The 13,989-nt window shown below is 58.5% G+C and carries 6 protein-coding genes; 1 reads left to right on the top strand and 5 read right to left on the bottom strand.

The window, feature by feature from the left end; genetic code table 11:
- Positions 1-323: 323 nt before the first annotated feature.
- The gene (locus tag H1B37_RS16425; RefSeq protein ID WP_286177822.1) at positions 324-4,997 is read left to right on the top strand and encodes a beta strand repeat-containing protein; all 4,674 of its coding nucleotides are present in this window, start codon (positions 324-326) and stop codon (positions 4,995-4,997) included.
- 24 nt (positions 4,998-5,021) lie between these two features.
- Here H1B37_RS16425 and H1B37_RS16420 read toward each other — a convergent pair whose 3' ends face one another.
- From H1B37_RS16420 to H1B37_RS16400, 5 genes are all read right to left on the bottom strand, one after another.
- On the bottom strand, positions 5,022-6,452 hold the full coding sequence (locus H1B37_RS16420) for a BBP7 family outer membrane beta-barrel protein (RefSeq protein WP_286177821.1): 1,431 nt from the start codon (positions 6,450-6,452) through the stop codon (positions 5,022-5,024).
- 320 nt (positions 6,453-6,772) lie between these two features.
- Positions 6,773-8,341 carry a tetratricopeptide repeat protein gene (locus tag H1B37_RS16415; protein WP_182867743.1) on the bottom strand — a complete coding sequence of 523 codons (1,569 nt, stop codon included), beginning with the start codon at positions 8,339-8,341 and terminating at the stop codon, positions 6,773-6,775.
- A gap of 358 nt (positions 8,342-8,699) precedes the next feature.
- Positions 8,700-11,315 carry an FG-GAP-like repeat-containing protein gene (locus H1B37_RS16410; protein WP_182867742.1) on the bottom strand — a complete coding sequence of 872 codons (2,616 nt, stop codon included), beginning with the start codon at positions 11,313-11,315 and terminating at the stop codon, positions 8,700-8,702.
- 533 nt (positions 11,316-11,848) lie between these two features.
- Positions 11,849-12,049, bottom strand: a complete 201-nt coding sequence (locus tag H1B37_RS16405) for a hypothetical protein (protein ID WP_182867741.1) — start codon at positions 12,047-12,049, stop codon at positions 11,849-11,851.
- 197 nt (positions 12,050-12,246) lie between these two features.
- Complete coding sequence (locus H1B37_RS16400; RefSeq protein ID WP_182867740.1) at positions 12,247-13,476, bottom strand: DUF1559 domain-containing protein; 1,230 nt, start codon at positions 13,474-13,476, stop codon at positions 12,247-12,249.
- Between the last annotated feature and the right edge of the window lie 513 nt (positions 13,477-13,989).

Here is a 13,989-nt window from a genome sequence, read left to right as displayed (position 1 = left end):
AAAGTTTAAAAAAGACGCTTCGATGTGTGACATCATGACCGACGATTCCGCCAGACAGGCACAGGCAGATCGTTAAAAATCGTCGATCCTGCCCTGTCCCCTGGTGCCGCGAACCGGATTTTCGACGGCGACTGATCTTTTGCAACGGATTGCCTGCCCCCACTTCTGTACCGGCTTTCCCCCTCGTAAGGTCTCACGTCGATATGCGCCACATCAGCAAGGGATTATTTTCGCTCCTGTCGTCACGTCGTTCATCCGCCGGGGAACCCCGAAAGCGTTTTTCCAAACGATCCGGGGCTAAACGTTCCGGACGGCGCGTTCGATTGGAAACACTCGAATCACGGCGAGTGTTGGCGGCGACGATCGCGTCGTTCACCCCGACCGCGAGCGGATTTGTGGCTGAATTGAGCGAGGAAATCGATTCCTCGGTCATCAACCTGTACGACGCCGAGAACGGATTGGCCGGGGCAGCGGACGTCACACTGACCGGTGCGACATCCGGTGACGTCGACGGTTCATTGATCATCGACGGCACCTCGGTGACCTTCCTCGCCACCGGCGGACCGCTTGCCGCCGACACCTACACCGTGACGTTGCGCAGTGCATCGGACGGATTCAAAGACCTGGCCGACGGCGAACTGTTGGACGGTGACGACGATTCGGTCGCCGGTGGGAACTACGTCGACACCTTCACCATCAGCGGCGGCGGCGACCTGATCGTCAGCTTGCCGGACTTCGTCCGCGGTCCCACCCAAACGGTCCAGGTGCCCGCCGGCGGAAGCGGCGTCGAATTACCCGACGGTTTGCCGATCCAGTTGAGTGACGCCGATGGCGTCACTTCGGTGACGTTGACGATCGAGTACGATTCGGACCTGTTGGACATCAGCGGCGTCCAGCTCGGTAGCGACGCACCGACAGGCAGCCAAGTCGACGTCAATTTGACGGTCCCCGGCGTCGCCACGATTTCATTCTTCAGCATCGCGCCCCTGGACGCCGGTGCGGCAGACATCGTGGACATCATCGCGACGGTCCCCGAGGACGCGGACTATGGCACCAGCCAAGCGATTCGCATGACGTCGATCGAAGTCAACGCAGGCGCGATGGACGCCACCACCGACGACGCGTTGCACGTCGTCGCGTTCCCGGGCGACGTGAACCAGAACCGACGCTACGATGCCGAAGACGCTCGGCTGATCGCGCGGGTCGGTGTCGACCTGGATTCCGGGTTCGTGTTTACCAACCCGACCAGCTCGACCGCGTCGACATTGCTGTTCCCGACCATCGATCCGACCGTGTTGGGCGACGTCACCGGCGTCGACGGGGTCAGCCCGTTGGACGCCAGCGATGTGCTGCGGCAAGTCGTTGGACTTTCGACACCCAACATCCCCGCCCTGCCCGACGCCCAAGCACCGACCGGAATCAGTTTGTCGACCGACACGATCAACGACAGTGTTGCGGTCGGCACGACGGTGGGAACCTTCACCACGTCGGATCCCGATTCAGGTGACACCCACACCTACGCATTGGTCAGCGGCACCGGCGATACCGACAACGCCGCCTTCACGATCAACGGCAACGCCCTGGTCACCGCTCAAACCTTTGACGCGTCGGTCCAGGATTCGGTCACGATCCGGGTTCGATCCACCGACTCGACCGGGCGGTCGATCGAGCGCGTGCTGACCTTGACGGTCTCCCACACCAACACGGCTCCGACGGCACTGGCCATCACCGACACCACCGTCGACGAAGACGCGTCGGTCGGTTCGGCCGTCGGAACGTTCAGCACCACCGATGCGGACAGCGGTGACACGCACACCTACAGCATCGTTTCGATCGACGGCAGCACCACCAGCACGGCGTTCACGATTTCCGGCGATTCGCTGCTGGTCGGGGCGGCGTTGGACTTTGAAACCAAGTCCAGCTACAGCGTGATCGTTCGCAGCACCGACGCGGGCGGATTGTCCGTCGACCAGACCTTCACGATCACCGTCGCCGACGTGAACGAAGCACCGACCGCACTGGCACTGAGCAACGCCACCGTCGGAGCGGGCGCCACGGCCGGAACAACCGTCGGCACGCTTTCCAGCACCGACGTCGATGCGGGCGACACGTTCACCTACACCCTGGTCAGCGGCACCGGGGACGATGACAACGCGTCCTTCGCCATTTCCGGCGACCAACTGCAAACCGCCACGACGCTCGATTTCAGCTCCCAGTCCAGCTACAGCGTCCGCGTACGCTCGACGGACTCCGGCGGCGAAACGTTCGAGCAAACCTTCACGATCACCCAAGGCGATTCGGCGCCCTCGGAAGTCACGCTCAGCAACGACACGGTTGCCGAGAACAGCGCGTCGGGAACCGTCGTCGGCGACCTGCAATCGACTGACTCCAACCCCAGCGACACCCACACCTACACGTTGGTGTCCGGTGAAGGAGACGATGACAATGCCTCCTTCACGATCTCCGCTGGTCAACTCCTCACCGCCGAATCGTTCGATTTCGAATCACAAGATTCCTACTCGATTCGTGTCCGCAGCACCGATTCCTCGGGCCTGTCGGTCGAACAAGTGCTGACGATTTCCGTGACCAACGTCAATGAAGCCGCCACCACGGTTTCGCTCGGTCATTCCAGTGTTGCCGACGGCCAACCCAGCGGCACCACCGTGGGCACACTCTCCAGCGATGATCCCGACGCCGGTGACACGCTGACCTACACCCTGGTGTCCGGCAGCGGCGATACCGACAACGCATCGTTCACGATTTCCGGCGACCAACTGCAAACGGCATTCGCGGCTGACCAGAGCACGCAATCGAGCTACTCGATTCGGGTCAGAGTCACCGACGCCGGGGGCCTGTCGACCGAAACCTCGTTCACGATCGACGTCACCAACGAAAACGTCGCACCGACCGCCGTCGCACTCAGCAACGCCACCGTCGCCGAAGACGCATCGATCGACGATGTGATCGGCACCTTCACCACCACCGACGCCAATTCTTCGGACGTCTTCACCTACACACTGGTCTCCGGCACGGGCGACACCGACAACGCCTCCTTCGCCATCAACGGCGACACCTTGACGCTCAACAGCGCCCTGGATTTTGAAACCAAGTCCAGCTACAGCGTCCGCGTTCGCAGCACCGACCCGTTCGGGCTGTTCGTCGAAGACGTCTTTCAAATTACCGTGACCGACGTCAACGAAGCGCCCGATTCGCTGACCATTGATTCCGACCAAATCGACGACGGAGATCCCAGCGGGACCACCGTCGGAACCCTCAGCTCCACGGACCCCGACAGCGGCGACACGGTCACCTACACGCTGGTCGCCGGCGATGGTGACAGCGACAACGCATCGTTCACGATTTCAGGATCCGACCTGGTCACCGCCTTTGACGCCGACTTCTTCCAGAAGAGTTCGTATTCCGTTCGCGTCCAAGCCGAAGACGCCGGCGGGCTGACCTTCCAACAGATCTTGACGATTACCGTCGCCGAACCCGACAGTGCTCCGTCGGCCATCGCCCTGTCGGCGAACACCGTCGCGGAGAACTCGGCCGCCAACACCGCCATCGGAACGCTCTCCAGCACCGATGCCAACGCATCCGACACGCATACTTACACCCTGGTCAGCGGCAGCGGTGACACCGACAACGCCTCATTCACGATCAGCGGAGACGAATTGCAGATCGTCGACGTCGCTGATTTCGAAACCCAATCGTCGTACGCAATCCGCATCCGCAGCACCGATTCGAGCGGGCTGTTCGTTGAAGAAACCTTTACGATCGACGTCACCGATGTCAACGAAGCCCCGTCGACACTGACGCTCAGTTCGTCCCATGTCGCCGACGGCGAAGTTTCGGGCACCGTGGTCGGTGTGCTGGGCAACGACGATCCCGACGCATCGGACACGTTGACGTACACGTTGGTCAGCGGAACCGGAGACGACGACAACGCCGAGTTTACGATCAGCGGTGACCAGCTGCTGACCGCGTTTTCGGCCGACCAGTCGACCAAAAGCAGCTACTCGATCCGCGTCCGCGTTCAAGACGCCGGTGGATTGAACACTGAAGCAACCTTTACGATCAACGTCACCGAATCCAACGTCGCGCCCACCGCGGTCGCGTTGTCGCAAAGTGCGGTCGACGAAGACGCCGCCGTGGGAAGCGCGGTCGGGACATTGACGACGACCGACGCCAACGCCAGTGACAGCCACACGTATGAACTCGTTGCCGGGACCGGCGACACCGACAACGCCGCCTTTGTGATCGTCGCTGGCGAGCTTCAAACGGCGACCGATCTGGACTTTGAAACCCAGTCGACCTATAGCGTTCGAGTCCGCACGACGGACAATTTCGGCGAATCCTTCGAGCAAGCCTTCACCATCAACGTTTCAGATGTCAACGAGGCGCCCGAAAACCTGAGCCTGAGCCATTCCGCGGTCGCCGATCAACAGCCGGCCGACACGGTGATCGGTGACCTGTTCGCCGACGATCCCGACAGCGGCGACACATTGACATTGTCACTTGTCGCAGGCGACGGTGACACCGACAACGCCGACTTTAAAATCGAGAACAACCAACTCGTGATCACCGAAGCGGTCGACGATGCGATCCAGTCGCTGTACTCGGTGCGAGTGCGTGCCGAAGACTCTCAAGGGCTGTTCACCGAACAGGTCTTCAGCATCGACGTCAGCGAAGAAAACGTCGCCCCCACGGCGGTCGCGCTCAGCAGTTCCACCGTCAACGATGGTGATCCGTCCGGAACCGTCGTCGGCACCTTGACCGCGACGGACGCCAATGCAAACGAGCTTCACAGCTTTAGCTTGGTCGCCGGCACCGGTGATACCGACAACGCCTCGTTCACGATCGATGGTGATCAATTAACGACCGCCGTGACGGCCGATTTTGCTACCCAAAGCACCTACAGCATCCGTGTCCAGGCACAAGATCGCTACGGATTGACGGTCGAGCAAGAGCTGACCATCACCGTGCAGTCGTCCTAGGACCGCTGGCCTTGCCCGACGTCTCTAAAACGAAACCACCGCACCGAACGTCAGCCCGTGGGCGATGAAGGTGTCGGTTTCAAATTCGAACGACGGGTTGAGGGTTCCCGAAGCAACCTCCGGAGGAAACTGCGAGACGTTTCGATCGATCAGATCGCCGACTCGCAGCGCGTTGGACCAGATCAACACGTTGTAGCCGACCGAAAGGTCGATGTAGTTGTCCAATCGCGTCGTGAACATCACCCCCAACTCCGGAATCACGCTGAATTCGGATTCGTCGTAGCTGCCGATGTTCGTCGACTGAGCCAGTAACCCGCCCGTAAAACTGCTCGACCCGCCGCCGGGCACCGTGTTGATGGTTTCGCCAGCGATTCGCGCGTCGGCCTCGTTGACACCCATCCCCAGCTTTGCCATCACGTTGAACGTCGACGCGCTGCGGCATCGGCGCCGATAATGCAAACCGATCTGGGCACCGTTGAATCGGTTCTCTGCTCGAAAGTCATCGAACAGGGACTGGGTCGTCCCGGCGACGATTTGTCCCTGGGCGGCGGTGAAGGTCCCGGACTGATCGACGCGCAAGGATTCATCCAGTCCGCCGTGACGGTATCCGATCAACAGGTCCAATTGATCGCAGGCCGAGGTGCACAGTCGCTGACGACGCATGACATCAAAAGCGAACAGTTCGCTATCCACGCGGACCGAAAGGCTGCCGGACAAAAAATCCGGGTGCGCGACCAACATCGCACTTTCGCTGCCCGATCCGGTGTCGAACACAGGACGAGCCAACAACGCACGGCTATCTCGAAACGTTTCGGTGTCCTCAAAAACGCCCATGCCGACCAGTTCAAACCCGTCGCCGCAATCGTTGACGCCCCAAGACAGCGTGACCCGCGCTCCCGACCGCATTTCATCGCCGACGCCATCGCCGCCAAACAGAATCGACGTGCCCGCCTGATCCAGCCGCCCCGTGTTTTCCGGCGATGTCCCTGCAGGGCTGGTCGTCACCAATGCTGGCAAATCGATCGCATCGAGCGACCACAGTAGGTACTCGCTGTGCACGGAAAACAAAGGCCGACGACGCGGTTTCTGGCACAAGCCGTCACCGCCGATGCTATCACAGCTGGCACCGACACAGTGGCCGCCGCAAGTCGAGCCCCCGGCCGAAACAAAGTCGGTGGCCGGTGGTTCGATAACGATCGTCTCGTGCGACACCGGTGCGACCGTTTGTTGGCTGGGGTTTCGCCTGCGGGTCTGCTTGGCCACCGCTTGCTGCGGCGAGACCGGACGCCACGTCATCCGCCGGGAATCCTCCGATTCCGCCGAAACGTTACGGGGCGGAGCTGCGCGACCGTCGGCGGCTGCCGTCGTTTCGACGGTGACGCCGCTGGTGACGAGCATGCAGCTGAGGGTGAGAGCGGTCCACGGGGATCGCAAACGCGAATAAAACGACATCATCCAGACTCAACGTCATCGAACGGGTGAACGAATGCACTACCACAATGCTTCCATGATCTGTTTATCGTCCACATTCAGCACAATCGTTAATCCTTACCCAATCGATAAACTCATTTGTTGGATCGGGCGGTCACCGACCCCGCAGCGAAGTCCCGCGGTGGATACAAAAAGAGGAAATAGGCCCCATGGGACGTCGCGGACGCCGGTGGGAACACAATTCAGGTCAAAATCACCTCCAGCGAGTTCAAAACAAGACGACCAAAAGAACTCTTTGAGTGTCTAAACTGGGTAAGCTGGGCTAGCAACAGATGCCATGTCAATTACGGACGCGTGTTCGATGATTCTCGAGCATACTGGACAGCCTGCCTGTGTGACTTCGCTAGCTCTAACTCCCCCATCGAGGCGTAAATAACGGCCAGTTGCTGATGCGCCGCAACCAGTACCGGGTCGATTCGCAAGGCCTCATGGAATGAGCGAATCGCTTCCGTTGAATCCCCGGTGTTCACGCAGCATAGCCCGTGCAGATAGTGATCACCCGCAACACGTCTCAAGGTGGTCAACCTTTTAAAGAGCGGCTTGGCAAGAACACTGTTTCGTTGCCGCAATCTTATCTCCGCCAAGATGGCAAGCGCCTGGATGCCGGGCCGATCGACGATCGAGGCGTCGGCTGCCAGAGCATCGACCAGGCGCTCTGCCTGATCAACGCGATCGTGGTCCAAGTATTCACGCGCGAGCGCAGTCCACACCGATCGATCAAGGGGGCGATCCTGAACCCTATCGAAAAGGCGACTTCGTGCCCAATCGAGATCCTGTTGCCAATCTGGCCCGGAGGCCCCATTAAAGATCGCACTATAAACTGCGAGGGCTTGGCGTCGATGCAATTGCTTTGTCCCGATTGGTTGCTCTACCAAGTCTTCTGGGGGAAGCAAGGGATAGAGATTTTGCGTTTGCCGGCCCAAAGCTCGTTGCTGTGGCCGACTCTCCATTTCCGAAAGCGAACGATCGGAGGCGACACCCGGCGGATAACTTTGCGCGTAAATTCCAATTCGGTGCTGGTGAAGAGCGGCGTGAACGACATCGGTGGCTTGCTTGGGCATGTGGCAAGCGACACAGTCGTTTCCGTGCGTTGTCATTCGGATGTCTTGCTCCAAACCACAGGCATCATCGCTATGACAGTCCGCACAGACCTTCCGATAAATGTCGCCTTTAGCCGACGCCTCTTCGCCGTGCGGATCATGACACGTCACGCAGGTGAGTTGCTTGCTTTGCGTGTAGCATTGACTCTGTCGGAGTTGTTCGGTGTGTCCGACAATTCGATTCTCGCTGCCGCCGCTCAAGCGGAAATCCGTCCGGTTTTGTTCGATCGCCTGCCCCGGCACAAAGTCCCAAACGTCCGTTTGGTTGGCGACGATCAATTGATCGCCCTGCAGATGGCACTGCGTGCACACGGCCTCGGCGGCTGAAAATGAAAGCTTGGCCGGATTCACGATTGGATCAACCGCTTCACCACGTTCGGTCTCCTCGGACGAGTGGAATTGAATATGCTCATAGCCGCCGCCGTGGCAGCGCTCGCAACCAATCGCTGCCTGCCGTATCTCAAAATGGTTCGGGCTGTGATTCCATTGCTCAATCGCGCCGACGTGGCAGAAAACACATCGATTGGTGATCGCGCGGTCGAATTCAGGCTGTTGACGGGTGTCGAATCCGGGCGACAGATCCCAACCGACACCTTCGGCGTACCAACTTAACGGAGACTCGCACCAGAAAACGCCATCGCGAAAGGCGTAGGTATGTGCGTGGGTTCCAGAACCAAACTCATAGGCAATCTCCGCAATTTGGTTCGAGATCGGAGAGTCATCGGCTGCTGTTCTCCTGACCTGATGCACCATCCGACCCTCGCTGACCTTTGCTTGGAGGCGCCGCCTGCCAGAAACGTCATCCCAAGTCCGCCCTTGAGTGACTTTCGTGGCTTCAATAAAACGTCCCGAGCGCGCATGAGCTGTTTCAAGATAGGAACGCGCCCTTTCGGCATGGCACTCCGCACAAGCATGGCTTCCGCTGAAGCCGCGTGGGAGGACCCTGCCAGCAGTCTTAACGGGCGCAGTGTCAGTGTGATCCGGCGGCGCGGAGTGGACTTCCGTCAAACCCGTAACGCTCTGCCACACCGGTGCCTGCTCGGGAGTCTCGACTCGCCCTCGACCGCAACCAACCGTGGCTCCCAACACAGAGCATCCCAAAAGGATCAGACTAATCGGCTTCATACGTCCATACCCTCTCTTGGCCTTGGACGATCAAGTGTCGATGGCGAGCGGGTACCTCGCTGAATGACTGCCTCGATCCATCGGGCCAGTGGACCAACAATCCGACCACACCCTGATGCCGTCCGAGCCCGACGTGGAGAATCGATTCGTCGTGGCTGCTATAGCCAGCCCCACTGACATGCCAAGTTTTCAAAGTCCGATCGCCGGCTTGCACCGTGACGGACGCCCCAACGGCGGAGCGTTCACATGATGTTCCCACAAGAAGAAACTGTACCCAAGAGTTGTCGGTTTTGCTCGCGTTTTCCACGAGGACTGCGGCACGATCAAGGTGATTGGCAACAAAGTCGACTCGACCGTCGGCATTCCAGTCGAGAGCGGAAAGACCGCGTCCCAAAGTCTTTCGATTGAAGAATTCCCCCAGGTCACGACCGGGCAACAAGCGAAAGTTGCCGTTTGAGTTGACAAAACACTGTGGAAGCATCTTGAAGTCAGCGCCTTTGAATTGCAAGTCTTCGATATGTCCATTAAGGACGATCAGGTCATCGTCGCAATCATTGTCGATATCGCTGGCAATCGTCCCAAATCCGAGGACGGGCATTGTCGGTGCGAAAAGGCCCGCGCTGGGCACGCCATCGAGAAACGCATTCGAATCGGTCTGAAGGAAATGATGGACCGGTTCGTTCAGAAAATTGGTCACGTGAAAATCAATCTTTCCGTTGCCGTCGAAGTCTCCCGTTGCGATCCCCATCGAAGCACCGGCGCTTCCCTGCCGGCCGAAGGCGCAGCCGCGTATCATCGCCGACTCGCGGAACACGCCGTCTACGTAAGTCCAGTAGTGGTTCGCTTGCATATCGTTGGCCACGTAAACATCCACCCGGGCGTCTTCGTCAAAGTCACCCGCGACGACCCCCAGGGCAGGCGAGGCACCATCGGCCGCATTGAGTTCGAATGCTTGAAATCCCCCCTCGGGATCCCCGACAAAAACGCGATCGACTGCGTTCTGATAAGACTCTGGACCTTTGAAGACCGAATACCTGCCATCCTGGTCTCGCGGTGGAATTTCGAACAGGGCCGGGTCGTCTACATAGTTGGCCTCGAAGAAATCGGGCAATGAATCGTTGTTCAAATCCGCGACCGCGGCAGAGGACGTCCAGTAAGAGGGGAGCGAAGCGTCGGGCGTCCGTCTCATGAACGTCCCGTCACCTTGATTGATGAACAAGACATTGACCCCGAAGTTGCAAACCAGAAGATCGTCCCATCCATCTTGATTGAGATCACCGACCGAAATGCCCATCGCGTAGCGTCGGTCATCGCAACCAGCATGTTGAGTGACACTTTCAAAACGCTGATCAAGTTGACGATAAAGCTCGTTCGGACTTGTCCCGTTGTTCTGGTTCGGACTGCCTGATGCCTGCGGGAAATAGAGATCAACCTGTCCATCCCGGTCGAAATCAATCGCAGCAACTCCGGCACCAAACTGTTCATAAAGTTGAAAGTCACGCTGCTTGATCGGTTTCGCGTTGGAATACCGAAACGCAAGTCCCCAGTTGTCAGGCGATGTTTTCCATCGGATCGAAACATTCCCTTCGTCGTCAATCGTCTCAGACGCGACACTTTTGACCGCCCGCGGTTCCGGTTCGACTCCCTTAAAGACAGCTTCTTTGACAGTGTTGAGGAACGAGTCTGCCATCGCCAACAAGTGACTTTCATCGTCGAGCGGTGAGGTCTGTTGGCTTCGTTCTGTTTGATCGTTTTGTTGTAATCGGCGGACGTCTGCAGCCAACGTCTCTTGATCGACCGGGTCACTCGTATCGGTGCGGAAATGGCTCGCGTGAACCAATCCCCACAGTGCTGCCTCCAAATCACGATCAAGTTTTCGTAAAGAGTCGATCAAGCCCTGGATCGCGACAGACCGCTCCTGGTTTTCATCTGCGGCTGCCAAGCGGTTTGACGCAAGAAGTGAGCTTTGAATCAACAATGCGCTGTTGCGGTACGTTTCGGCATCCGTGTGGTCGCCGATTTGCGTTTCAAGACTGCCAAGGTAGCCGGCGGTGGACCAGTCCGTTGGGTCCAATGCAAGAGCTGCCTCGCAGAATTCAATCGCGTCTTCGATTGCGCCGATGTCAGGACGGCCCGCCAAGAGCCCGAGAGCACACCAGTGATCGGCGGATTGAGTCACTTCTGGTGTGAGGGACGCAAGCCAGAGAGAAATCGCTTCATTGTCGTTCAATTCCACAGCGGTCCGACCGAACAGCGAGATCATCCACGGATCGCGGGCGGTGTCTCCACCCCGGTTCATTTCGATGACGCGGTCACGCATCAGGGCGAGCGCTGCAGCCGATTCACCACGCTTGAGCAATTCGCGAGCTTGAGCCAGATCGCTAGGCCATTGCACTTCGTTTTCTTGCGCGCCGATTGCCGTGAGCGCATCCTCTTGACGCGTATCAAAGGGCAGTCGCAACGAGAGCAGCGATGCAAGTTCGTTCTGCGTGACGTCTCCAAGTGCACAGAGTTCGCGAACGTGTTGGGCAGCTTCCTGGCGTCGGCCCATTAGATTGAGGACCTGATGGAGTTGACGATGAACCAAAGCTTCATTCGGCATTCGCGAAAGGATCGCTCGCAAGCGAGTCAACGCTTGGCCGAATTCGCCCGTCTCAATCAACCATGTCGCGAGAAGCCCCGATGCCGGAATTCCATACTCGGGAGTATCAATTCCAATCTCTCGCAAAAGATCAATGGCCTGGGCGCGGTTTCCGGCTTCGTATTCGATCTTCGCGAGCCATGTGGTGGCAACGGGATCATCGGGCCGTTCGACCAGACGTCGACGGATTAACCGTTTCGCAGATGCGAGTTGACCGGCCTGCAGTTCGCCGCGGATTTGTTCCCATGAAACACTGTTCGCCGCGTTTTTGTTTGCAACGTCTTTGTTCTCAGCGGTCTTGTTCGCCGCGGCGACGGGGGGGCCATCTGCTGAGTTTGCGGGTTGTTCTCTCGGCCCGCTCGACACCGGGATTGGCGCGGATGATCCTCTGCCTGTCGGCTTCGAATCACATCCGCCCAAACCCACACAGGCTGCGACCACGAGTGCCAACAGCCATATCGCTGAAATAGAAATCGAGGAATCAACGGCCACGATTAAATTTCGTTCATGCCCTGCTCATACTCTTCTTCGGTGACACCGGACAACTCCGCCTCGCTCTTCAGCAGTTCTTCTTCGGAGGCGGGTTCCACCACGGTGTTGTCGCCCCCACCGCAGCCAGCCAAAGGAATCGCGATCAATCCGACAAAGACGATGCATGCAACTCGGTGCCAAAACGCCAAGTAATTATTATTCACTGATTAAGCCCATTGAGAAATGTAAAAGAGAAAAAACTGTCGGTCGTTGATGTGGTGTTCCACATCACCAACCATGCCCCTAAGCCTGCCTCGACCGAAACCGAGGATTCGACCGAGCCAAACTAAACTCGTTGCCTACGAGCAACAAGACGAATGGGAGCCCCACCCCTCCGGTCGCCCGTTGGCGATCGCGACCGTTACTGGTTCAACTGTTCTTCGATGACCTCACTGTTGGCACGGGTGCCCAGTGCACCCCAGAGCCCGAATGGGCTTGGAACCCCTGCATCCACTTGCGCAGAGGCATTCGGGTCGCCAGCCTCGACCGAGTCCGTCATGAAGATCACCGCACCATCGCCCATCAGGATATGCGCGCCACCCTGGTGTCGACTACTTGCCGAAAGCCCGCCGCCTGACATACCCCATCGTCGCACGCAAGCCTCGGAGTTCGGTGGGAGATTGGTTTGGAACGCCGTACAGACCGGGTACGCAATGGTCCACTGCATCCCGCGATTCAAGTTCGAGTTGGCTCCTTGGAACGTCGTTCCGGCGACCGTTCGGGCCGGCACGGGACAGGAGCCTCCATTACACCAGAATCGAGGGCGATCGGGATCGATGTGGCCCAGTTGCCGACAAATCGAGGGAGCGACATCGTTTTGTGTTCGATTGATTCGCGTCCGAATATCGCTATCCCCCAAATCGCTCAAAATTTCGCCCATCATGATCGTGTTGGAGAGCCCGTCCAAGATATCGCGAAACTTGCTGAACTTGCGGTTCTGAAAGACGCCTCGATCCCAACGGTTTTGATTCCGGGATCGGCCCGTCACCACATCGTACGGGCTTCCGCCGTTGCTGTTCCAACGAATCGGCCACGTGTACACCGGTTGACCGGCATAGGCATCACCAATGCAGACGGCATAGTTGGTGCGTCCCGATGCAGGCAGGCCGACACCAGGATCACTGGGGCACCGATACGTCGGGATTTCAGTTCTCCAGGGAGTGTAATCTCGGCTCACTGCATGCTGCCGCCCCGTCGGCCCCATCGCCGGGTAATCAATGACGCCGTCCCCATCGAAATCAAGGGGGTTTGAGATCTGATCCCAGAGCCCCTGCTGCTCCATGTAGGGCAGCATACCGACCAAAGCGCTTAGGCCACCGCTGTTGTTGGTCCTGCGAGGGGCCCAAGCGTTGGCGTCACCATCATTCCAAGTGCCGGTCGCTTGACGAGGCAGGTTCTTGAAGGCGGAATGATAGTTGTGAATCGCAAGCCCGAGTTGCTTGAAATTGTTACTGCAACTCATCCGTCGCGCAGCTTCGCGCGCCGCCTGAACTGCAGGCAGCAACAATCCGACCAGAATGCCAATGATCGCGATGACCACCAACAACTCGACAAGTGTGAACCCTCGGCGGGCTCGAAAAGAAGGACGCATCAAAACACTCCAAAAACTAAAAAAAGCGCGAAAAGAAACGAAACCAATCCCCCGAAAGAACCAAGCCTGCCAGAATCTGCGTACGAAGTCAACAAAATTCGTCAGATTCAAGCAATTCGTCCACAAAGAAACGCTGCGCCCGATGTCGATCAGATCCGGCGGATAAGACCAATCGCGCAGATGTTGGACAGATCAGTGGAGTGCATGACAGGGTTGGTTAGACTCCCTACACGTTCGCCTCGACGGTGCCAGAACGACCGCAATTGGTGCCACCCACCAATATTGAACCGGACTCCTCCGGAGTCGGTGCCACCCACCAATCAGGCGCCGGGGCGAAGCCCCGCGGTGGGATGCTGGGGGAAATAGGACCAATGCGACGTAGGGGACAAATGAGACCAGGGAGTGGTCGGGGGCACACGCCGACCAATCGGTCGCATAGGTCCCATCGCTCCTCTCTCCCCACCCGCCCAACTCCCAACTCCCAACTCCCAACTCCCAACTCCCAACTCCCAA

Origin of the sequence: Stieleria mannarensis, from assembly GCF_014154935.1 — a bacterium.
Classification (GTDB): domain Bacteria; phylum Planctomycetota; class Planctomycetia; order Pirellulales; family Pirellulaceae; genus Stieleria; species Stieleria mannarensis.
This window is presented reverse-complemented; position numbering and strand designations above follow the sequence as displayed.